25 protein-coding genes are annotated in these 22,688 nt (G+C 41.2%); 18 read left to right on the plus strand and 7 right to left on the minus strand.

Features of this window, described 5'->3' with window-relative positions:
- Window positions 1-655 precede the first annotated feature (655 nt).
- Window positions 656-1,918: a hypothetical protein gene (locus Q0V26_RS06355; protein ID WP_297479446.1), complete on the plus strand. Its 1,263-nt coding sequence runs from the start codon at window positions 656-658 to the stop codon at window positions 1,916-1,918.
- Between the two features lie 287 nt (window positions 1,919-2,205).
- On the opposite strand, the gene Q0V26_RS06360 is transcribed toward Q0V26_RS06355, so the two are convergent.
- Complete coding sequence (locus tag Q0V26_RS06360; protein ID WP_297479449.1) at window positions 2,206-2,361, minus strand: DDE-type integrase/transposase/recombinase; 156 nt, start codon at window positions 2,359-2,361, stop codon at window positions 2,206-2,208.
- Window positions 2,362-2,575: 214 nt separating this feature from the next.
- Between Q0V26_RS06360 and Q0V26_RS06365 the strand changes: the two genes are divergently transcribed.
- The 3 genes from Q0V26_RS06365 to nqrM are packed head-to-tail and all read left to right on the plus strand — an operon-like array spanning window position 2,576 to window position 3,549.
- Entirely contained in the window at window positions 2,576-2,875 is a 300-nt protein-coding gene (locus Q0V26_RS06365) for a DUF134 domain-containing protein (RefSeq protein ID WP_297479450.1), read from the plus strand.
- Between the two features lie 3 nt (window positions 2,876-2,878).
- Window positions 2,879-3,346 (plus strand): NifB/NifX family molybdenum-iron cluster-binding protein, encoded by a 468-nt coding sequence (locus Q0V26_RS06370; RefSeq protein ID WP_297479452.1) that lies wholly within the window; start codon window positions 2,879-2,881, stop codon window positions 3,344-3,346.
- Complete coding sequence (nqrM, locus tag Q0V26_RS06375; RefSeq protein WP_297479558.1) at window positions 3,346-3,549, plus strand: (Na+)-NQR maturation NqrM; 204 nt, start codon at window positions 3,346-3,348, stop codon at window positions 3,547-3,549. The genes Q0V26_RS06370 and nqrM overlap by 1 nt, the downstream gene beginning before the upstream one ends.
- A 70-nt stretch (window positions 3,550-3,619) precedes the next feature.
- Here nqrM and Q0V26_RS06380 read toward each other — a convergent pair whose 3' ends face one another.
- From Q0V26_RS06380 to ygfZ, 3 genes are all read right to left on the minus strand, one after another.
- Window positions 3,620-4,573: a LysR family transcriptional regulator gene (locus Q0V26_RS06380; protein ID WP_297479455.1), complete on the minus strand. Its 954-nt coding sequence runs from the start codon at window positions 4,571-4,573 to the stop codon at window positions 3,620-3,622.
- Window positions 4,574-4,643: 70 nt separating this feature from the next.
- Window positions 4,644-5,129, minus strand: coding sequence for a YbaK/EbsC family protein (locus tag Q0V26_RS06385; RefSeq protein ID WP_297479457.1), 486 nt, complete (start codon window positions 5,127-5,129; stop codon window positions 4,644-4,646).
- Entirely contained in the window at window positions 5,119-6,099 is a 981-nt protein-coding gene (gene ygfZ / locus Q0V26_RS06390) for a tRNA-modifying protein YgfZ (RefSeq protein WP_297479460.1), read from the minus strand. The genes Q0V26_RS06385 and ygfZ overlap by 11 nt, the downstream gene beginning before the upstream one ends.
- Window positions 6,100-6,350: 251 nt before the next feature.
- Between ygfZ and Q0V26_RS06395 the strand changes: the two genes are divergently transcribed.
- Window positions 6,351-6,611: a succinate dehydrogenase assembly factor 2 gene (locus Q0V26_RS06395; protein WP_297479463.1), complete on the plus strand. Its 261-nt coding sequence runs from the start codon at window positions 6,351-6,353 to the stop codon at window positions 6,609-6,611.
- On the plus strand, window positions 6,580-7,014 hold the full coding sequence (locus tag Q0V26_RS06400) for a protein YgfX (protein WP_158258950.1): 435 nt from the start codon (window positions 6,580-6,582) through the stop codon (window positions 7,012-7,014). Before Q0V26_RS06395 ends, Q0V26_RS06400 begins: the two co-directional genes overlap by 32 nt.
- Window positions 7,015-7,073: 59 nt before the next feature.
- On the opposite strand, the gene nadB is transcribed toward Q0V26_RS06400, so the two are convergent.
- Together nadB and Q0V26_RS06410 are read right to left on the minus strand one after the other, a co-directional pair.
- Complete coding sequence (gene nadB, locus Q0V26_RS06405; RefSeq protein ID WP_297479467.1) at window positions 7,074-8,690, minus strand: L-aspartate oxidase; 1,617 nt, start codon at window positions 8,688-8,690, stop codon at window positions 7,074-7,076.
- Between the two features lie 26 nt (window positions 8,691-8,716).
- Window positions 8,717-8,872: a hypothetical protein gene (locus Q0V26_RS06410; RefSeq protein WP_297479470.1), complete on the minus strand. Its 156-nt coding sequence runs from the start codon at window positions 8,870-8,872 to the stop codon at window positions 8,717-8,719.
- Between the two features lie 337 nt (window positions 8,873-9,209).
- On the opposite strand from Q0V26_RS06410, the gene rpoE reads away from it, so the two are divergent.
- From rpoE to acpS, 11 genes are all read left to right on the plus strand, one after another.
- Window positions 9,210-9,788 carry an RNA polymerase sigma factor RpoE gene (gene rpoE, locus Q0V26_RS06415; RefSeq protein WP_297479472.1) on the plus strand — a complete coding sequence of 193 codons (579 nt, stop codon included), beginning with the start codon at window positions 9,210-9,212 and terminating at the stop codon, window positions 9,786-9,788.
- A gap of 26 nt (window positions 9,789-9,814) precedes the next feature.
- Window positions 9,815-10,462 carry an RseA family anti-sigma factor gene (locus Q0V26_RS06420; RefSeq protein WP_297479475.1) on the plus strand — a complete coding sequence of 216 codons (648 nt, stop codon included), beginning with the start codon at window positions 9,815-9,817 and terminating at the stop codon, window positions 10,460-10,462.
- Window positions 10,462-11,475, plus strand: a complete 1,014-nt coding sequence (gene rseB, locus Q0V26_RS06425; RefSeq protein ID WP_297479478.1) for a sigma-E factor regulatory protein RseB — start codon at window positions 10,462-10,464, stop codon at window positions 11,473-11,475. The genes Q0V26_RS06420 and rseB overlap by 1 nt, the downstream gene beginning before the upstream one ends.
- 2 nt (window positions 11,476-11,477) lie before the next feature.
- Window positions 11,478-11,975 carry a SoxR reducing system RseC family protein gene (locus tag Q0V26_RS06430; RefSeq protein ID WP_297479482.1) on the plus strand — a complete coding sequence of 166 codons (498 nt, stop codon included), beginning with the start codon at window positions 11,478-11,480 and terminating at the stop codon, window positions 11,973-11,975.
- A gap of 75 nt (window positions 11,976-12,050) precedes the next feature.
- On the plus strand, window positions 12,051-13,847 hold the full coding sequence (lepA, locus tag Q0V26_RS06435; RefSeq protein ID WP_297479484.1) for a translation elongation factor 4: 1,797 nt from the start codon (window positions 12,051-12,053) through the stop codon (window positions 13,845-13,847).
- A gap of 143 nt (window positions 13,848-13,990) precedes the next feature.
- A complete protein-coding gene (lepB, locus tag Q0V26_RS06440; protein ID WP_297479486.1) occupies window positions 13,991-14,890 on the plus strand; it encodes a signal peptidase I in 900 nt (299 codons plus the stop codon).
- A 15-nt stretch (window positions 14,891-14,905) separates the two neighbouring features.
- Window positions 14,906-15,580, plus strand: coding sequence for a ribonuclease III (gene rnc / locus Q0V26_RS06445; protein WP_297479487.1), 675 nt, complete (start codon window positions 14,906-14,908; stop codon window positions 15,578-15,580).
- Complete coding sequence (gene era, locus Q0V26_RS06450) at window positions 15,577-16,482, plus strand: GTPase Era (RefSeq protein WP_080158218.1); 906 nt, start codon at window positions 15,577-15,579, stop codon at window positions 16,480-16,482. Before rnc ends, era begins: the two co-directional genes overlap by 4 nt.
- 8 nt (window positions 16,483-16,490) lie before the next feature.
- Window positions 16,491-17,201, plus strand: a complete 711-nt coding sequence (gene recO, locus Q0V26_RS06455; RefSeq protein ID WP_297479489.1) for a DNA repair protein RecO — start codon at window positions 16,491-16,493, stop codon at window positions 17,199-17,201.
- Window positions 17,198-17,929 (plus strand): pyridoxine 5'-phosphate synthase, encoded by a 732-nt coding sequence (pdxJ, locus tag Q0V26_RS06460; RefSeq protein WP_297479491.1) that lies wholly within the window; start codon window positions 17,198-17,200, stop codon window positions 17,927-17,929. The genes recO and pdxJ overlap by 4 nt, the downstream gene beginning before the upstream one ends.
- Complete coding sequence (acpS, locus tag Q0V26_RS06465) at window positions 17,929-18,309, plus strand: holo-ACP synthase (protein ID WP_297479495.1); 381 nt, start codon at window positions 17,929-17,931, stop codon at window positions 18,307-18,309. Before pdxJ ends, acpS begins: the two co-directional genes overlap by 1 nt.
- A gap of 102 nt (window positions 18,310-18,411) precedes the next feature.
- On the opposite strand, the gene barA is transcribed toward acpS, so the two are convergent.
- Entirely contained in the window at window positions 18,412-21,198 is a 2,787-nt protein-coding gene (gene barA, locus Q0V26_RS06470) for a two-component sensor histidine kinase BarA (RefSeq protein ID WP_297479498.1), read from the minus strand.
- A gap of 120 nt (window positions 21,199-21,318) precedes the next feature.
- Here barA and rlmD point away from each other — a divergent pair, with 120 nt between their 5' ends.
- Window positions 21,319-22,659 carry a 23S rRNA (uracil(1939)-C(5))-methyltransferase RlmD gene (gene rlmD / locus Q0V26_RS06475; RefSeq protein ID WP_297479501.1) on the plus strand — a complete coding sequence of 447 codons (1,341 nt, stop codon included), beginning with the start codon at window positions 21,319-21,321 and terminating at the stop codon, window positions 22,657-22,659.
- Window positions 22,660-22,688 lie beyond the last annotated feature (29 nt).

The following is a 22,688-nucleotide window of genomic DNA, read 5'->3' on the forward strand; positions in this document are numbered from 1 at the left end:
GCGAATAAGTATACGCTAATTATTAGAACATTTCTGTGACATTATTAGCATAAGTTTAACGATAAGTTTCATTTATTGGAGAATTGAATAAGTTTAAATCTTATGCTTGGAATAATATTCTGATTGTGGCTGTTTTTTTGGTTCTGTCGCAAAGTTTTGATGAAGTACAAACGTGCCGAATTCCAGACACAATTATGCTGCGAGCGCGTAAAACGCTCCCAAACGGGTTAACTTAAATCCCCAACTTGCCTCCGTTTTATCTGAGTCCAAATTTCTTGCCCTGACATCGTGGTCGTCGTTCCCTTAACAGATTTCCAACCCAACGCCTGAACCATCTTTTGTTTTATTGGCCTATGGCTTTGCTCAACGATGTTGTATATCTGATAGGTATTAGTAGCCTGAGAAGTCTATTTAATGCTCGAGTTAATGCAAAAAACAGAACTTTGAGTATCACATAGGCTATTTAGTCCCCTCCCATGCGACAGAACCCAAAATACATTAATGAATGTTTAGAAATATAGAAATAGACCGCCCATAGAGGCGGTCTTTTTGTATCTAGACGTTACCGCGTATCTGTATCGAATCGTTTTAGAACAATTAAGTTAAATAGAGTCAATTCTGGCCATTTTTATTTGAAACAATTCAAGGATAATCTATGAGGAAAGCAACCAAAGTTAGCGCGAAACCCAATGTTAAAATTGCAAATATTGGTCATGACAAATTAGACCCAAAGCCTGACTCAGAGCTTGATAGTAAAACTGAAACGCCTAGGGAAAAAATACAACGGCAACGACAAAAACGTCATGAGCAATCAGAAAAAATATGGGTTTATGTTCAGGATAATGACGCTCAATATGCCGCGCATAGGGCTAAAGTTTTAGCAGAGCTTGATGCAGTCAATGCTACCAAAAAGTATGAACAAACACTGAAAGAAATATCTGATAAGTTTGTGACTCAATCTCATATGCAAGCTATCAAAGAATGTGCGGATGTATTCGATATGGTGGTGACTTTCCGTGAATCTGGTGAATTTACAATAGGCGCATTAAATAGAGGTGCTTCTGCGAAAGGACACGATATTCTTGAAAAAACAATAAAACCCAAGACTATACAGGACGTGTATAATTTAACGAATAAGCATCAACAAGTTTTAGAAGCTGAAGGGCTAATGGGCATTGTGGGTCATGTTGTTAACCATGCCGAAAAAAAAACGCTTGGAGGCGTTTACAGTACCACTTATGAAGTAGATTCAACTGGTTGTCAAAAAGCTAAGATTTTTCCACTGGATACGAGCTCTATAGAGAAATTTTCTTTTAGTATAGTTACGATGAAATCTGAGCTAGGCAATAATTGGATTACTAAACTCTTTACAGGTGATTACGATACCCATGATGTATTAATAGGAGATAGAAAAGGTAAGTACCGTATTGTTGAGCCTGAGAGTAAAGAAGAACGTGAAGTTATTGAGAACATAAACTTATATGTGAGCGCTATTGATAAAAGCCGCGAATATATGCCTTTTGAACCCCATGGTAACTATGAAAAGCAAGCCCGACATATCGTGAGGCATGGCGCTCAAGTTAATTATGGATGGCATCAGATGATAGCTGAACCTAATACAAAGGTGATTAAACCAGTAGCAGAAGCTGGCGAATTTCCATTAGCCTATTATTCAGCGAAAGAAAATCGTTGGGGAATGATTAAAGATTTTAAAGGTTTAAAAGAGCTTTATGTCGACCATGGGGCAACGATGCCTTTCTATTGGACTAATACAGAGTTGAACTTAGATACTCAAGACATTCATTGGCAATCTTTCGAGCAAGACAAAAGTAGTCAAAACCCAATGCATATAACCATTAACCGAGAAGGCGTTAAGAAAGAAGATCTACAACGATGGGACAAGAACAAATCAGGTTGATAAATCTAGAGATAAAGACATATAACAGAAGGTGCTGTTAGTGTATTTTGTGACGACTTATCATGACATCCTGATAAAGTCGCAGTAATTGCGGCTATTAGTAATAGATCCTTGATGCGCATTTATAATACTGCAACTTTTATTATTACTTTAGATTATTTGGTTCTGTTGCACAGTTTTGGTGAAGTACAAACGTGCCGAATTCCAGACACAATTATGCTGCGAGCGCGTAAGCGCTCCCAAACTGGTAAACTTAAATCCCCAACTTGCCTCTGTTTTATCTGAGTCTAAATTTCTAGCCCTGACATCGTGGTAGTCGCTCCCTTAACAGATTTCCAGCTCAACGCCTGAACCATCTTTTGTTTTATTGGCCTATGGCTTTGCTCAACGATGTTGTTGAGATATTTCACATCGACGATCTCAATTAAGTACAGCCAATGCATTGGCCCCACTCTTTAATGCTCGAGTTAATGCAAAAAACAGAACTTTGAGCATCACATAGGCTATTTAGTTCCCTCCCATGCGACAGAACCGGTTAATAGAGATTTAAGGCTTTTTATTAAAAAAACGACTTAGATCATCAGTTATGATCCTAGATCAATACTGAGTTTTTGGCATATGCCAATAATAAACCTTATTAGCAAGGTTATCATCACCATGGCAAGACCTAAAATTGAAAGAAAGATCAGTTGCCGCCCAGCTTATAGTTGCTTTAAACCCAATGGGGTTCCAATGACGCAATTACCTCGACTTGTTTTAGCTAGTGATGAATTAGAGGCGCTAAGATTGGTTGATATGCTGGGTTTACAACAACTTGAAGCAGCCCAACAGTTAGGTGTTTCTCGTCAAACATTAGGTAATATTGTGGCGCGAGGGCGGCATAAAGTGGCGCAGGCGTTAGTAATGGGAATGGCATTAGAATTGGTAACCGACACCCTTAAAAACACAGAGGAATAATGTATGTTAATAGCGATAGCGTTAACGCCAAGAGATCAGATTGCAGGCCATTTCGGTAAAGCGGCAATATTTGCTATTTATGATCAACAAGGTCTGCTGGTGGATCGCATTGAAAATAGTGGTAGTCGAGAGTTGGGATGCAAACATAAAAAAATACTTCAGCGACAACTTGCAGCACTGAACGTCAATGAAATTGTTCTGGGTAATATTGGTACTCGATCTTTAGCACGTTTGTTGCAAGCTGGATTTAGTGTTAGTCGGGTACCGCCGAGAACATCATTAGCGACTTTTTTAGCGGGTGGTATTAGCAAAGAAGCATTAGTGACAGCCGATCAAGGTCGTGCTTGTAAACGTGAAAAAGGTGCATGTGGCTGTGGCTGTGGCACTAAAAAAGTGGTGCCTGCCGTGGCTAAAGTCGGTATGCTCGCGACCAGTTTTAATCAGTTAGGAAAAATTGGAGGATTAAAATGATGACTACATTTTTTCTGACGTTAGGTATTTTTTGGGTGGTGATATTAGCAATGGCGATTGGGTGGTTTGTTAAACGTCAAACCATCAGTGGTAGTTGTGGCGGTTTGGCTAATGTTGGTGTCAATAAAGAGTGTAATTGCGATGAACCTTGCGATGAACATAAACTTTATCAAATTCAAGAGCCAAATAGCCGCGCGCAGTAATTGTATTGGTATAGCAACAACAGCCATTGGCAGAGTAAATATGCTCTGCCGCGCTCTTCTCTTTATTGGTTTATTGACCCGCTCGAAGTTGTTCGACTTGGGTTATCACCGTTTGGGCAACAAGGTGGCGTAACCATTGATTGCGAGGGTGATTACTGTTGCGATGCAGCCATAGTAATCGAATATCAAAATCAGCTATCGCAACAGGGGGAAGGCATTGGGTTAATTGGTCATTGAAAATATCCAGCTGCGCCATCAAACGTGACACTACACAAATTAAATCGCGACCGCTTAGTAAGTGTCGAATGGTGAGAAAGTTATGTGATCCTACCGCGACTTGACGCACAAATCCTTGTTGTTGTAATTGGTCATCAACCTGAGTGGTTAATTTACCATCCGGACTTACAAGTGCATGGGGGTGGTGACTGTATTGATCGAGTGTAACGTTATCATTAAGCCCCGTTGCGCATTGATCATAAAGGCACACATGATCTTCGGTATATAAATATTGATGTTCAATATCCTTTCCCATATCTGTCATTGAACCTATAACCACATCTATTCGATGTTGATTAAAATCGGTGTGATAACTATGACGATCGACATTAAAAAAGCTCAGTTGACATTGTGGTGCTTGATGATGAATAGCATCATACAGTGCGGGGGCAAATAATAATTCGGCATAATCAGTTAGACCTATTTTAAAGGTGCCACAAAAATCAGCAGGAATAAATGTACTTGGTCGCAGTAGTTCATTGGTGACTAATGACAAAATCATATCGACAGTAGTGGCATGTTCTAAAGCGGTTTGAGTGGGCAGCATTTGATGACCATGACGCTCAAATAGAGGGTCATTTAATAAATTGCGTAAACGCGATAAATTATGGCTCATTGCTGATTGACCAATGGCTAATTTATTGGCGGCTTTGGTTACACTGCGGGTGTCCATTAATGCCGAAAAGGCAATCAATAAATTAAGGTCGACACCGCGCCAATTAATATCGTGGTGGTGATGGTTAGCCATAGCCTATTCCTTTACCGAGTAAGTAAACCAACGGTATTTTTATTCATACCGTTGGTCTAGGTGTCACTAATTAAGCCTGTTCTCGACAAATATCAGCGACCATAGGATCACACAATATCAATAAATCATCAGTAGCGATTTCAATGCCAGCCATGCGATCACCACTACTGATATTAACATGCTCAATCGCGGTTATAGTGGCATCAAAAACAATCACTAATGGACGCTTTAGCCCTATAGGTGCCACTGTGCCGATGACTAATCCCGTGACTTTTTCTACTTCAGTGGCATCGGTACAAGTCATTCGCTGACAACCTAATAGCGCCCGTACCTTTTTGGGATCAACCGATTGTGGCCCTGGAACACATGCTAGTACATGAAAACCTGACATATCTTTTAATAATATCGATTTCACCATGTGTTGCGGATCAACCCCGCGTTCTGCTGCGGCTTCGGCAATGGTCTTTGCCGGCTTCGTGTGTGGCAGCAAGCGGTAATCAACCCCTTCGTTATCAAGTAACTGCGTTACGGCGGTATCAATTAAATTATTCTGCATTAAGATCATACGGTAAATCGAGTTTGTGCCAAAGTGCGTCAGGCGTTGTGGCAAAACGGAACTGACTGTCATCGTCGAGATCGTTAGGTAATACCACTAATGCAATTGCTTGATCATCAGCGTAGTGATAGCCGCAAATAACCGTACCGCCTTTACGCCAATTTTCACCAACACTGCGTTCTAATGCATCACCCGCTTGTGGGCATAATGTCGCAGCGCCTGTTACGATATACATCGCACGTTTATTGATACCACGGTATTTAGCTCGTGCGACGGTTTCTTGGCCGGTATAGCAGCCTTTTTTAAAGCTAATACCATCAACCGCTTGTAAGTTTACCGCTTGAGGAATGAATTCAAGTTCGGTGGCATTATCAATGCGTGGCATGGCGGCTTTAATATCGTAGAGATTCCACAAGTCAGTGGTTGTTAAGGTTGCTGTTGGTGCCAAGGTGGTGATAACACTGTCAGCTTGTTCCGCGGTGGTGATAATTAACCAGCGCGCGTTATCGACTTTTATAGCCGTGGCAGTATCGTTATGACGTACATCGGCATCGCCATTGAAATGATTATCAATGGTGGTTTGAGCTTGGGTGCCTGTAAGCCCTAAAATAATCGCTGAACTTTGGGTTATTTCTGTTTTAGAAAATACCGCATATTTTTTTAATTCAGGTAGTTGGGTTGCCATTACACTTTGACGTTGTACTAAACCATAACCATTTTGGTAATGGAAAACGCGCATAATAGTGCGTAATTTTCCTTTGGCATCACAGTGACCGGCAAAGGTTGATTTATCGGCGCTTAATGACACTACATCACAAGTTAACTGACCTTGTAAGTAGGACTTACTGTCAGGGCCAACGAGTGTCACCATTCCCCAACCACTGAGGTTGATCATTGCTAAATCAGGTAGTGAATCAGTTGTGCTTAACGCGAACGGGGTAAAGGTGTGTTGAGTTGACCAAGTGTTCATAATGGTATCCACAAATGCTGTAATGATTACACTATGTTATACCAACTGAACAAAATAATTAACCATGGTTACACGATGGGTTAATTGGATGTTTTTGTGTGAGGCTATTATGGTGGGCTAGGTCTCATCTTGAAGGATTATTTGTGCTAGCGCATGGTCGTTATTGAGCATGGCTGTTACTCTATTTGTAACGGAAATACGCACAGTATTCGATTATCAGTGAGCCATTAGGCACGCAATAGAGGTTATGTATGTTAGGTGCAGAAGAGAAAGCTCGCGTAAAATGGGCATGTCGTCGTGGTATGCTTGAATTAGACGTGTTGGTGATGCCATTTTTTGAAGAGTGTTTTGATGATTTATCAGAACAAGAGCAACGTGATTTTATTTCTCTACTAACATGTGATGATCCTGATTTATTTAAATGGATGATGCAGCATGGGCGCAGTGATAATGCGGCTTATGCGATGATGGTTGATAAAATTGTTGCCCATAACAACAGCAAGCTACGTTGATCTAAAGCTTAACTTATCCCCGCGACTGAACACTGCGCTGAGTCTATCTTACTTCAGTGCAGTGCTATTCTTATTGATTGTCCCGCCCGTATTTTTACCACTTAGTTACTTGTTTGCTGAAGCATTGCTGTTTGAATGGCAACGAAGCTATCACTATTATTTAGCTCAACAAGGCCCTTTACGGCTTTATAGTGATGGTAATATTCGTTGGTATGATCAAGCTGGAAAGGTGATAGCGGTTAAACTGGTTACGCGCTGGCTGGTGGTGTTGTCGATTACACACCATAGAAATCAATGGTTAATTATTGGCTATGACGGTTGTGACGCAGCTCAGTATCGACAATTAAAAATGATGATCCATTTAGGGCTATTAAAACCTGACTCCGGCCACAATAAACCATGATGCTAATATTGAAATTAGCATCATGGTTATTAATAATAAAAACAGTTGATTGCTAACGATTAATGATTGTTAGGCACTAAAACCGTTGCTGTTGCTTGTTCATCAAGCTCTGGATAATCAAGCGTATAATGTAGCCCTCGGCTCTCTTTACGCGCCATTGCACAACGGACAATGAGTTCGGCAACTTGCAATAAATTACGTAGTTCCAGCAGGTTATTTGATACACGAAAATGGCTGTAGTATTCATCGATTTCATGTTTTAGTAACTCAATTCGATGCATGGCTCGTTCTAAACGTTTGGTAGAACGTACAATACCAACGTAATCCCACATAAATAAGCGTAATTCATGCCAGTTATGTTGGATCACCACTTCTTCATCTGAATTGGTCACTTGGCTATCATCCCAAAATGGTAACTGTTGTGGCTGCAAAATTGTCTTAAATAGGCGTTCAATATCTCGTGAGGCTGACCACGCATAAACCACACACTCAAGCAGAGAGTTTGACGCCATACGATTAGCACCATGCAGGCCAGTATAGCTCACTTCTCCAATGGCATATAAACCATCAATATCAGTTTTACCTGATTTATCAACCATGACTCCGCCGCAAGTGTAGTGCGCAGCAGGAACAATTGGAATCATATCGGTGGTGATATCAATGCCATAACCATGCAGTTTTTCAGCAATCATTGGAAAGTGGTTTTTGACAAAATCGGCGGGTTTATGGCTAATATCAAGGTACATACAGTCAGCACCAAGTCGCTTCATTTCATAGTCGATAGCGCGAGCGACGACATCCCGTGGAGCCAGTTCTGCGCGTTCATCAAAATCAAGCATAAAACGGCTACCATCAGGGCGACGTAAATAAGCGCCTTCGCCACGTAAAGCTTCACTTAATAAGAAGGTTTGTGCTTTAGGGTGAAATAAACACGTAGGGTGGAATTGATTAAATTCAAGGTTAGCAACACGGCAGCCTGCGCGCCATGCCATAGCAATACCATCGCCCGATGAAACATCAGGGTTAGAAGTATATTGATACACTTTTGATGCGCCGCCTGTGGCTAAGACCACAAATTTAGCCGCGAGGGTTTCAACACATTCTTTATCACGGTTCCACACATAGGCACCTAGTGCTCGGTTGGTTTCTGATTGCGGATTTATTTTTTTCTCGGTGATAATATCAAGTGCATTATGACGTTCAAGAATAGTAATATTAGGGTGGTTGCGGGCTTGTTCTTGAAGCGAGGTTTGCATTGCCATTCCGGTGGCGTCAGCAGCGTGAAGGATACGACGATGGCTATGACCACCTTCAAGTGTGAGATGATAACGTGGATGATCATCTGAATCTGATTCTTCACGATCAAATGGTACCCCACCATCAATAAGCCACTGCACACATTGCTTGGCGTTTTCAGCAATAAATTGTACGACGTCTTGGTTACAAAGGTGAGCACCTGCAATTAAGGTATCTTCAACATGGGATGCAATACTGTCTGATTCATCAAAAACGGCAGCGATACCTCCTTGAGCATAATAGGTTGCTCCTTCATTGAGTGGTCCTTTGCATAAAATTGTGACTTTACCAAGATGCGCTAAGTGGAGTGCGAGCGATAATCCTGCTGCGCCACTACCAATGACTAAAATGTCGCTATCGTGTTGATGAGGTTGGTTCATAGTGATTACATGTCCATGTGATAATCTTATTTCATGCTACCAAATTTGTTATTAAAGCGCATTTTTGTTTGGGTTTTAGTTGCATAACTATCACGAAAAGATGGTGTTTTAGCTGTTGTATTGTTAGAAATGAGTAAGGCGATTATTTCATGTCTTTGTGATTTTTTACTTTTTTCCGTCATAGATCCTCGTTAGTGTTATTATTTCAGGTAAAATGACTGATGTAATTAGATCTGCTTTTTGTGTGTTTTTGTTAAAGAGAATAACTTCACGGTAACCAAAACATAAAATTATTTTTTAACGGTGGAACTTTGCCATTATCCATCGGTCTTAATTAGTGCTCATGCTCATAAATATTTCATAAGTCAGTGTTTTATTTACGGTGAGACTAACGCTTATAGTGGCAGGACAATCTAAATAAACCATTGTGCATCAATAACGAATCTGCGCCATTATTGCGTAAGTTATCGTGAGATGAATGCAATATTACTAATCGTAGACATGGGAGTACACGCTCGAATGAGCGAGCAGCAAACTGATCAGGTATTAATTGAGCGAGTACAGCGGGGAGATAAGCAAGCATTCAACCTTCTGGTTATTAAGTACCAGAATAAAGTTTGTAACCTTGTTTCTCGTTACGTTAGCAATTCTGGTGATGTACCAGATGTTGCTCAAGAAGCGTTCATTAAAGCATATCGAGCCTTACCCACATTTCGTGGCGAAAGTGCATTTTATACATGGCTTTATCGTATCGCGGTTAATACGGCAAAAAACTATTTAGTCGCTCAGGGGCGTCGTCCGCCTGCATTTGATGTTGATGCCGAAGACGCGGAATATTATGAAAGTGGAAATGCGCTTAAAGAAATTTCGAACCCTGAGAACCAAATGTTGTCAGAAGAATTAAGGCGGGTTGTTTTTAGTACGATTGAAGCATTACCCGATGATCTTAAAACAGCGATCTCATTGCGTGAACTGGATGGTCTAAGTTATGAGGAAATCGCTGAAGTAATGGGATGTCCAGTAGGTACAGTTCGCTCACGTATATTCCGTGCTCGAGAGATGGTCGAAAAACGTATTCGTCCCCTTATGCAACAATAATAATGTTGCACCAAACGGTGGAAAAAATGGCTGATAAAGAAAAAATTTCGGCATTGCTTGATGGCGAAGATTTGGATCAGAGCATTATTAATGCGCTGACCGTTGACAAAGATAGCGAGCAAAGTTGGTATGACTTCAGCTTAATTGGTGATGTTATGCGTGGCGATGCACCGCAATGCATAGAATGGAATATTGCAGGAAATGTCGCGTTAGCGTTAGAGGCTGAACCTGCACACACAGGTGCAGTGATCGCTCATATTGAGATGGTTACTCAGCCAATGATTACTGAAGAGCAACCGACTCCATTTAAAGCAAAGCGGACATTACCTGCTTGGCTCTCCCAGTTTGGTCAGGTTGCAGTGGCTGCATGTGTATCATTAGCGGTAATTGTTGGTGTTCAACAATACGACGGTAATGGTAATAACTTTACAACGGCAACCAGTAATGATGTGCCTGTATTACAAACGATTCCATTTACAGGTAAAGCTGAACCTGTGAGCTTAAATACCAGTATGGTTGATAATAATCAAACACCATCTGAATCACAGTTAATGGAACAACGACGTCGTATTAACTCGATGTTACAAGATTATGAGCTTCAGCTTCGGTTTAATGCCGAAGATGGTAGTATCGATCATTCACGCTTACACCCAAATAACTCAGTGGCGGATTAATGAACAAAATACTGGTCGGTGCGCTTGCATTGGTCAGCCTATTATTGCCACTCCAAGCCTCTGCTGAAGCGGTTAAACCTTCAACAGAGGCTTTGTTGCATCAAATGGGCCAAGCCAGTCGCGATCTTAGTTATGAGATGTCTTACATTTGGGTAAAGAAAAATAGCATTGATACTTTGCGCTATCGACATGCACTAGAGAATGGTCAAAGTTATGCTCATTTGTTGTTCCTCAGTGGGCCACCACAAGAGGTTATCCAACGGGGCGATGAAGTTAGTTACTTTGAGCCAGGACTTGATCCTTTTACTATTAAAAGTAATAAAATGGTCGCACCAATATTGCCGTTAATGAAAGCCAATATAGATAGACTTGCTCATTTTTACGACTTTATTGCGATGGGACGCGCCCGTGAAGCGGGTGTTGCTTGTGATGTTGTTCGCGTTGCCCCTAAAGATGGTAATCGCTATTCTTACTTATTGTGGATTGATCAAACTACACACTTAGTAATGCGGGCTGATTTATTGGATCGTGAAGGCGAGCTACTTGAACAATTTAGAGTGGTGTCATTTGTTGTGAACCCTAAAGTAGCTGAAATGCTCAGTAAGCTAGATCAAGTTAAATTGCCAGCTGTGGTACAATTGCCACAACAGCCACAACAGCCACAACAGCCACAACAGCCACAGAAAAAACTTGAATGGGCAGTGAAGTGGTTACCTAATGGCTTTGCATTAATTGCCGGTAATCGTCATCGCTTGTTATTAACTGAACGTGCGGTTGAAAGCCGAATGTACAGTGATGGTTTATTTAGTTTCTCTGTGTATGTTTCTGATGTTGATAATTTTGTTGGGCGAGGACAATTAGTTCGCCAAGGACGCCGTACCTTAACCACCAGAGTTGATGGCAGCAAAGAAATAACGGTTGTCGGTGATATTCCACCAGAAACAGCGCGACGAATTGCAGAAAACGTAACCTTTGATAATACTAAAACTGAGGTTACTCAGACGAGTAAATAATCATGATGAGAACATTAGCGACAGTTGTCGCTGTTGAAGCTAGCCATATAACTGTGAGTTGTCAGCAACAAACCAGTTGTGGTCATTGTGCTTCGAGTGATAGTTGCGGCACAGGTATTGTGACAAAAGCCATGCCTGGGCGTTCTCATCAAATAAATATTGCGACCAATGAAAAAATAACTCTCGGACAAGTGGTTGAAATCGGCTTGTCTGAGCGTAGTATGTTGAGTTCAGCATTATTAGTTTATATGTTGCCGCTGTTATTTTTAATCGGCGGAAGTTTAATTGGACAATACATTTTTATTGATTTAGCAGCCAGTAACCAACTCGGTGTTATTGTGTCGGCTGCTGTTGCTACCACGGTAGGATTAATGATTGCACGGTATTATGCCAAGAAATTCGATGGGGATGCAGCCTACAAACCAAGCCTTATTCGAGTGCTAGGGTTACCCATTTCAGCAGATAAGCTGATAAATGCCGCATCGAAAGATAGCGAGTAGCGTTTAAATTCGGTAGAATCCGTCAACTTGATCGTAAGATCCCATTCATTTTAATCACGAGCAGTCACGCCATTCATGAAGCACATTCGTAACTTTTCGATTATCGCACATATCGACCATGGTAAGTCGACCTTATCCGACCGTCTAATTCAAGTCTGTGGCGGCCTTTCTGATCGAGAAATGGCTGCACAGGTTTTAGATTCAATGGATCTTGAACGCGAACGCGGTATTACTATCAAAGCCCAAAGCGTTACGCTTGATTACACGGCTAAAGATGGTGAAACTTATCAATTAAACTTTATCGACACCCCTGGACACGTTGACTTCTCGTATGAAGTATCGCGTTCACTTGCAGCTTGTGAAGGTGCATTGTTGGTCGTTGATGCGGGTCAGGGCGTAGAAGCTCAGACTTTAGCTAACTGTTATACCGCTATGGAAATGGACTTGGAAGTCGTGCCGATTTTAAATAAAATCGACCTTCCTGCTGCCGATCCTGAGCGTGTGGCTGAAGAAATTGAAGACATTGTTGGTATTGATGCGCTTGATGCTGTGCGTTGTTCAGCAAAAACAGGTGTCGGTGTCGATGAGGTTTTAGAAAAAATCGTTGAAGCAATTCCAGCACCTGTAGGTGATCCGGATGCGCCATTACAAGCACTAATTATTGACTCATGGTTTGATAATTACTTAGGTGTTGTTTCTTTAGTCCGAGTTAAAAACGGTAAGCTAAAGAAAAACGACAAAATTAAAGTGATGACCACAGGTCAAATCTGGGGTGTTGATCGTCTTGGTATCTTTACACCAAAACAAATTGATACCACTGAATTAAATACCGGCGAAGTTGGCTGGGTTGTTTGTGGTATTAAAGACATTTTAGGTGCGCCAGTTGGTGATACATTAACGCTAGCTAAAGGCGGTTGTGAGACAGCATTACCTGGCTTTAAGAAAGTAAAACCTCAGGTATACGCAGGTTTGTTCCCAGTATCATCTGATGATTACGAGAACTTCCGTGATGCGTTGGGTAAATTAAGCCTAAACGATGCGTCATTGTTTTATGAACCAGAAAGCTCGACAGCACTTGGTTTTGGTTTCCGTTGTGGTTTCTTGGGTATGCTCCACATGGAGATTATTCAAGAGCGTCTAGAGCGTGAATATGATCTGAACTTGATTACTACTGCACCAACAGTAGTGTATGAAGTGAAGAAAACTGACGGCACCATGTTGTATGTTGATAGCCCGTCAAAATTACCAGCTGTCAATGACATTGAAATTATGGGTGAGCCGATTGCTCGCTGTAATATTCTGGTACCAAGCGAATACCTAGGTAATGTTATTACACTATGTATTGAAAAGCGTGGCATGCAGGTTGATATGGTTTATCACGGTAATCAAGTAGCATTAACTTATGATATTCCAATGTCAGAAGTGGTACTGGATTTCTTTGATCGTTTGAAATCAACATCGCGCGGTTATGCATCGCTAGATTACAATTTCCAGCGTTACCAAGAATCAGACATGGTTCGAGTCGATATTCTGTTAAATGGCGAACGTGTTGATGCGTTAGCTATCATTACTCATAAAGAAAACTCACAGACTCGTGGTCGTGATGTTGTTGAAAAAATGAAAGAATTTATCCCTCGTCAAATGTTTGACATTGCTATTCAAGCAGCGATTGGTGCTCATATCATTGCACGTTCAACTGTGAAGCAATTACGTAAAAACGTAATCGCAAAATGCTATGGCGGCGATATTAGCCGTAAGAAAAAGCTGCTACAGAAACAGAAAGATGGTAAGAAGCGCATGAAGCAAATTGGTAATGTTGAATTACCACAAGAAGCTTTCTTAGCGATTCTTCATGTGGGCAAAGATAAGTAGTAACCTTTCTTTGTTTATAACAGTCTTATAATTAGAAAGTGCTTATTTAATCTGTTAAATAGCACTTTCTTTTACTTAGACGTTTTAAATTATCCTAAATAAACAAATAGTTGTGGGTAGTTGCATTAAACCTAAGGAATAACATGGCAAATACATTTTCAATAATATTGGTCTTAGTGACGATTTTTACCGGTATTATTTGGGCGCTAGATAAATTTTCATGGGCACCGAAGCGACAATTAAAGATTGCCGCCGCAGCTAAAAAAGCCGGTGATCAAGTGGATGCTGAAGTACTTGCACGAGTTGCGCCTCAGCCAAGTTGGATTGAATCTGCAAGTTCAATGTTCCCTGTGATTGCATTGATCATGATCTTCCGTTCATTTATTTATGAGCCGTTCCAGATTCCATCAAAGTCAATGTTACCAACCCTGTATGTGGGGGATTTCATTCTTGTTCAAAAATTTGCTTATGGATTGCGTGATCCTGTTTTTGATCATAAATTTTTAAATACTGGTGAGCCTAAACGTGGTGATGTAGTTGTATTCCGTTACCCACCTAATCCAAAGATTGACTATATTAAACGTGTTGTTGGTTTACCTGGTGATTTAATTCGTTACAGCGCTGACAAAAAACTATGCATTCAGCCACAAGGCACTTCTGTTTGTAAGCCTGTGAAATTAACGGATATGAAAGACAGTGATTTTACGCAAGATATGACTCGTCTGATTGAATATAACGAACATCTTGGTGATATAAATCATCATATTTTGATCAATCCGTCACGACATGATAACCGTATGGCTTATGTACCTCGTCCGGGAATCGGTGAGTGGATTGTACCAAAAGGTGAATATTTTGTTATGGGTGACAACCGTGACAATAGTGCTGATAGTCGTTACTGGGGTTTTGTACCAGAAGCGAATTTAGTCGGCAAGGCAGTTGCTATTTGGATGAGCTTTGATTTTGATCGCAAGCCTGATAGTTTTCTTCCATCTTGGATCCCTACCGGCGTACGTTTTAATCGTATCGGTAGCATTAAATAAAATAATCGAGAGAAAATGACAACTCCAGCGAATAGGCTTCAGCGCAAGCTGGGCTACCAGTTTAATAATTGTGAGTTGATGACATTAGCACTGACACATCGCAGTGCTAATGGCACCCACAACGAGCGCCTAGAGTTTCTAGGCGATTCTATTTTAAGTTTTGTTGTTGCTGATGACTTATATCACCGTTTTCCTAATGTGGATGAAGGTGATATGAGCCGAATGCGCGCAACACTAGTCCGTGGTAAGACCTTGGCTGAGTTAGGACGTGAGTTCGAATTAGGTGACTACTTACTATTAGGTCCAGGCGAGTTGAAAAGTGGCGGTTTCCGTCGTGATTCTATTCTGGCTGACTGTGTTGAAGCAATCATTGGCGCGGTTTATCTAGATAGTGATGTTGAGACAGTGCGTCAAGTCGTATTGGCTTGGTATAAATCACGTCTTGATACAATTGAACCAGGCATCAACCAAAAAGATCCAAAAACACGCCTGCAAGAATGCTTACAAGGTCGCCGTTTACCATTACCTGCATATACTGTAACTAAGGTACAAGGTGAAGCTCATAACCAAGAGTTCACTGTACAGTGTGATGTCACAGGTTTGGACAAGCCTGTAATCGGTAAAGGCGGCAGTCGGCGCAAGGCAGAGCAGGCAGCAGCAGAAATTGCACTTAATCAGTTGGAATCATGACAGATAAACAACATTGTGGCTTTATTGCCATCGTTGGTCGACCGAACGTCGGAAAATCAACCTTGCTTAACCGTTTAGTGGGACAAAAACTGTCTATCACTTCACGTAAACCTCAAACGACACGTCACCGTATTATGGGGGTTGACACTCGTGATGGGTATCAAGCTGTTTATATTGATACTCCAGGTTTGCACATTGAAGAAAAACGTGTGATTAACCGTTTAATGAACCGTGCTGCTAGCAGTTCATTAACCGACGTTGAATTAGTATTATTCCTAGTTGATGGCACGACGTGGACGGCAGATGATGAGATGGTACTGAATAAGCTTATGAAAAGTGAGCTACCAACAGTATTGTTGATCAATAAAGTCGACAACATTAAAGAAAAGCATGAGTTATTTCCGCATTTACAGGAATTAGCGAAAAAAATGCCGTTTGTTGATGTTATTCCAATGTCGGCAAAGAAAGGCACCAACATTGCGGCAATTGAAAAAATTGTTCATGATCATTTACCTGAATGTGAATACTACTTCCCTGAAGAGTATGTAACGGATCGTTCACAGCGCTTTATGGCGTCAGAAATTATTCGTGAAAAACTAATGCGCTTTACGGGGGAAGAATTACCGTATTCAGTCACCGTTGAAATTGAGCGTTTTGATTTCAATCCTGAAACAAATGGTTTTGATATCAATGGGTTGATTCTAGTTGAGCGTAAAGGCCAGAAGAAAATGGTAATCGGTAAAGGCGGCGATAAGATCAAAGTTATTGGCCGTGAAGCCCGTTTAGATATGGAAGACTTATTTGAACGTAAAGTGTATTTAGAACTTTGGGTTAAAGTAAAATCAGGTTGGGCAGATGACGAACGTGCACTGCGCAGCTTAGGTTACATTGACGATCTATAAGGATAGTAATGGAGGGCTTACAGCGTTGTTTTGTCCTTCATTATCGTCATTATAGTGAGACGAGCCTGATCCTCGATGTATTTAGCGAGGATTATGGCCGTCTTACCCTACTAGCTAAAGGCGCGCGTCGTAAGCGTTCTAATCTTAAGGGTACATTACAACCTTTCACGCCATTGTTTATGAAATGGAGTGGTAAAGGAAGTATGCCTGTCCTTACCCATGCTGAACCCATCAGTATCGGTCTGCCACTGCGCAGCTATATTTTATATTCCGCGATGTACGTTAATGAAATATTAGTGCGAGTATTAGAAAATCACACTCCTTATCCGGTGTTGTTTCTTGATTATTTGAATGTGTTACGGGAGCTTGCACAAGCGGATAATCCAGAGCCAGCATTGCGTCGTTTTGAACTCGCTTTACTACATCATCTTGGTTACGGTATCGACTTTCTGCATTGTGCTGGCAGTGGGTTAGCGGTTGATGATCTAATGACATACAACTACCGTGAGCAACGTGGTTTTATTGCCTCAATGAAAATAACCCAACTGACTTTTCGTGGTAATGAATTAAAGGCGATTGCAGCGAGATGCTTTGAAACCCCTGAACAACTTCGTGCGGCGAAACGCTTTACAAGGATGGCCTTAAAGCCGTATCTTGGCTCAAAGCCATTAAAAAGTCGGGAATTGTTTATCCCACGAGCAAGGAGCATCGGAAAATGAACAACATTCTATTGGGTGTCAATATCGATCATATTGCAACGTTACGTAATGCTCGCGGTACACGTTACCCCGATCCCGTACATGCTGCAGAAGTGGCTGAGCGTGCTGGCGCTGATGGTATTACGGTCCATTTGCGTGAAGATCGTCGCCATATTAATGATCGTGATGTGCGAATTTTACGAGAAACATTGCAAACACGGATGAATCTAGAAATGGCTGTCACTGATGAAATGGTGGCGATTGCAATAGAAACGCAACCTGAATATGTGTGTTTAGTACCGGAAAAACGTGCGGAACTTACCACTGAAGGCGGTTTAGATGTTGCCGGGCAACGTGAGAAAATTACAGCAGCAACAGCCAAACTTGCAGCGGTTGGTATTAAAGTGTCATTATTTATTGATGCAGATAAGCGTCAGATTGATGCTGCGCTTGCAACGGGTGCCCCATTTATTGAATTGCATACTGGCCATTATGCCGATGCTATCACCGAAGATATTCAAACGGCTGAACTTGCAAAAATCGCTGAAGCAGCAACGTATGCTGCTAGTCTGGGAATTAAAGTCAACGCAGGACATGGTTTAACTTACCATAATGTTAAAGCTATTGCGGCATTACCTGAGTTGTATGAGCTTAATATTGGTCATTCTATTATGGGACGTGCAATGTTTGATGGTCTTGAAAAAGCAGTCACAGATATGCGTTCATTGATGCAGGAAGCGCGTGGTTAATGGCTATTTTAGGTTTAGGGACTGATATCGTTGAAATTGAACGGATTGAGAAAGTGCTCACTCGTGCTGGTGATGGATTTGCTGAACGGGTGTTATCAGCCTCTGAACTTGAACAATACTATCGATTAAAGTTGCGGGCTCGGTTTGTAGCAAAACGGTTTGCGGTTAAAGAAGCGGCCTCTAAGGCATTAGGAACGGGCATTGCGTGTGGCGTGTCTTTTCAAGATTTTAGCGTGACTAACGATGAACGTGGTAAGCCCGTGGTTGCTTTTTCGGGTCAGGCATTATCATTACTGACGACAATGGGAGGGCAACACGTGCATCTGACTATTGCCGATGAGCGTCGTTATGCGGTAGCAACCGTGATCATTGAAAGTTGATCTCATCGTAATGATGAGTAATAAAAAAGCGCGAGTCTTATCAGCTGGCGCTTTTTTATTATCTTATTTATGGCCATATGATGCTATCAGATAAGTGTAGTATTAATGTCGATATTGCTTAGAAGCTTTAACCACATTATCCATTTCATCGATAAGCTCTAATAATTCCGGTTCAATATCTACTATAATTGCATTTGCTTTTAGCTCAGTCTCAATGGTGTGGCAGAGGTATTTTAAGCGTGGTACGCCACTGTAAGCACAGCTACCGTGGAGTTTATGGATTGAAGGCCATAACTCGACTTGTTTACCATCCAGCGCTTCATTGACTAATAATTCCACCTCAGGCATATAATCCAATAGCATTTGCAGCATGTCACGGGCTAAATCTTCTTTTCCTGCCGCTTGTTTAAGTGCCAGTGACCAATCAAAGCTAATACTATTATCAATGGTTAATGGTGTATTTTGCTGCGCCTGAATAATATCAATGGTGGTATTGGGGGAGGATATTGATACTGCACCTTGATGATCACTTGGCGTGATCCACTTCGCCAAAATTTGTTGCAAAATATGCTCTTCAATGGGCTTGGTAAGATAATCATCCATTCCCGCATTAATTAACCGCTCTCGTTCTCCAGTCATCGCGTGAGCGGTAACGGCAATAATCGGCGTATTGTGGTTGAGGGGAGTTTTATGTATTGCTTGGCAAGCGGTTACGCCATCCATTTCTGGCATTTGAATGTCCATAAAGATCAGATCAAATGTTTTTTGGTGAGCATATTCGACCGCTTTTTTACCGCCAGTAGCGGTAATAACGGTTTCAACCCGCTCACCTAATAGAGCTGAAATTAACTTTAAGTTAGCAGGGTTATCATCAACAGCCATTACTGTTAATGCTTGAATCGGTTCTGGTGGCGTAGTTAATACTAGCTGTTCGGGCTCATTATGTTCATCATTGTTATCGCATAATGCTTCAAATAATTTACGTGAGGCAATCGGCTTACCCAGACAAATCTCAACCCCAGTATTGGTCAGCTTTTCTGATAATGCGAGCTCTGTTGTCGGTAAACAAACCAGTACTTTATCGGCAATCTGTTCAGCCTTAAATATGTGATTAAACAGGACGGCTGTTGGTGGTTGCTCGCATGGCGATAAACACAGCAAAGCAAAATCATGATGTTCAATATCTTCAGGCATGGTTGAGCGATAAGTGACATGAACCCCCGCATTGATTAATCGTTGTTGCACGACTGAGGCGGCTTGCATATTGGGCTCAATAAGCAGTAATTTCTTACCCATTAATGAAGTTGTATCAATAAGCTGTGATACAGGTAAATCTGTTTTGTGCATGCGAATGCTAAACCAGAATGTTGAACCTTGGTGAAGACGACTGGTCAAGCTGACTTGGCCACCCATTTGGCTGACCAGTTTCTGAGTGATCACTAACCCCAATCCGGTGCCGCCATAACGACGCGAGATACTCGCATCTGCTTGGCTAAAGGCTTGGAATAGCTGGGCTTGTTGACGTTCTGAAATACCAATACCAGTATCACGTACCATAAATTGCAGTTCGATATTATTATCATGCTCAGATTTGAGCTCGATAGATACATCAATGTTGCCCGTTTCAGTAAACTTAACCGCGTTACCGATTAAGTTAGTGACCACTTGCTGTATACGCAGTGGGTCACCAATTAAGCTTGGTGGTATGCGAGTGTCAACTTTAAGGGTTAATTCTAAGCCTTTTTCATGAGCACTTGGCGCAAGTAGGCGCATCACATCATCAAGCGCATCAGTGAAATCAAACGGAATATTTTCTAATAATAATTTACCCGCTTCAAGCTTTGAGAAGTCTAAAATATCATTGATGATGGTGAGCAAGTTATTGGCCGAATTTTCAATCGTCAGTAGATAATCTTGTTGGTTGGTGTTGAGTTTGGTTTTCAGCATTTGACGAGTAAAGCCAATCACACCATTGAGTGGGGTCCGTAATTCGTGTGACATATTGGCTAAGAATTCAGACTTAACTCGTGCAGCCTCTTGAGCTCGTTTTTTAGCAATATCTAACTCAACGTTTTGAATTTCAAGTTGTTCAAGGGTTTCACGTAAATCAGAGGTTGCTTGATCAATACTTTGTTGCATTTCAATATGATATTCAGACAATGAAATTGCCATCGCATTGATGCCGTTTTTAAGGGTATCAAGCTCACCAAGTAGCTGACCTTCGATTCGAACATCAAGGTGTCCGCGTCGAATTCTATCAACGACACTGATCATGTGGGAAATTGGACGAGTAACATCTTGCATTAACCGGTAAGCAAACAAAGACGATAGGCTGAGTCCAAGTAGTAACACCATTAAGGCGGTAAAAATTTCTTGATATTGTTGTAATCGTAATGAGCTAAGATCAAGTTCAATGGCGATATAACCCAATGGTTTCCCTAATGAGCTAGTACTGGTGTTTGAACCAAATTGGCCTTCGGTTAAAATGGGGGTGCGTAAAATAAGGGTATTATCGTTAAGCTGAGTATCAAGCAAACGTGGAATTGGCCTATCGTCTGGATACATAAAAGAAGCAAAATTACGGTGAAAATTAGAGGTTGCAAAAATTTTATTGTGATCCGTAAAAACAGCAATACTTCGAATAATATCGGAATGTTTGCGATGGGTGTAACCGATCAGGCGTCGAATAGACTCCCGATTTTTTTCGGTCATGCCATATTCAGCCGAAATTGCTAACGGCTCAATTATGCTGGTACCTGTTGAAATCAACTGATGTTCAAGATCTTGATAGCGGCTCATGGTAAAAAAAGCGCTCAATAACAGGCCGATTATCAGTGTTGGTGCTAATGTCAGGGTAAAGACCCTGGCACGAAGTCCATATTTGGTCATGGTTCTCTTAATTACAAGCAAGCGATTCTGTGGGAGAATTAGCACCCATCTATAATCCTAGTTTAAATAAACTAGGACTATGCAACAAATACTCAATGTCTGAACAGTGAGCAAAACACTATGGCACGCTTTTTTAAGCCTCAAAAACGTACAACTGACACCAAACATAAAGAAATCACGATTAGCCGTTTAGACCACCTCGGTGCTGGTATTGGTCATCTACAGGGCAAATCTGTCTTTGTTGATGGCTTACTTCCCACTGAAACGGCGGTAGTACAGTTAACGGAAGATAAAAAAAATTACGCTCGTGCTAAAGTGATTAAGCGCCTTTCAGACAGTAATGCCCGTATTAAACCCCATTGTGCGATCTATGACCAGTGTGGCGGTTGTAATTTGCAGCATTTATCGCATCAAGGTCAAGTGACAGCTAAACAGCAAGCGCTGGGTGAACTGATGGAAAAGTTTGCTGTTATTGATCAAGCTGATTGTATTCAGCAGCCACCAATTATCAGTGAGCCGCTGCATTATCGTCGTTGTGCTCGTTTTGCCGTGCGTGTTGAAAATAACGGTCAGTTACAATTTGGTTTCCGCAAAAAGCAAAGTAATGACATTGTTAATGTTAATCTGTGTCCAGTATTAGCTCAGCCGCTGAATGATTTATTACCGTCATTACGCGCGTTATTACAAAATCTAAAAGGCCGCCGTTTTGTTGGTCATATTGAATTGACTCATGCTGATAATGGGTGCGTGATATTAATTCGCCACCTTGCGCCTTTTAATGCGGATGATAGTGCACTTATTGATGCATTTGCTATCCAACACAATGTGATGTTGTTTTTAGCACCAGCAACCGATCAACTTATTCAATCTCATGGCGAACAACCTTTCTATGAAGTTGATGATCTTAAACTGACGTTTTCACCTAAAGATTTTATTCAAGTCAATCGTGATGTGAACATTAAAATGGTAGCACAAGCGATTAAATGGCTTGATGTTCAGCCTCAGGATAGAGTGTTAGATTTATTTTGTGGTTTAGGTAACTTCAGCCTGCCATTAGCTAAATATGCTAAAGCGGTGGTTGGAGTTGAAGGTATTGATGATATGGTTTTACGTGCGACAGATAATGCTCAAACTAATGCACAGTACAACGCTACTTTCTATCAAGCTAATTTAGAACAAGACGTGACTAAATTGGTGTGGGCACAAGAACAATTTGATAAAATTTTACTCGATCCTGCGCGTGCTGGTGCTGCTGGAGTGATGGATCATGTGGTTAAGCTAGCACCGAATAAAGTAGTTTATGTATCATGTAATCCCGCAACATTGGCTCGTGATAGCCAAGTGTTATTACAAAAAGGTTATCAGTTAGAGCGTCTTGGAATGTTGGATATGTTCCCACATACAGGGCATTTAGAATCTATGGCATTATTTGTAAAGACTCAAAAAAAGCAGAAAAAATAGTTATAGCAATGATTGCTATTGCCATTAAA

Source organism: uncultured Photobacterium sp. (assembly GCF_947039875.1).
GTDB lineage: Bacteria > Pseudomonadota > Gammaproteobacteria > Enterobacterales > Vibrionaceae > Photobacterium.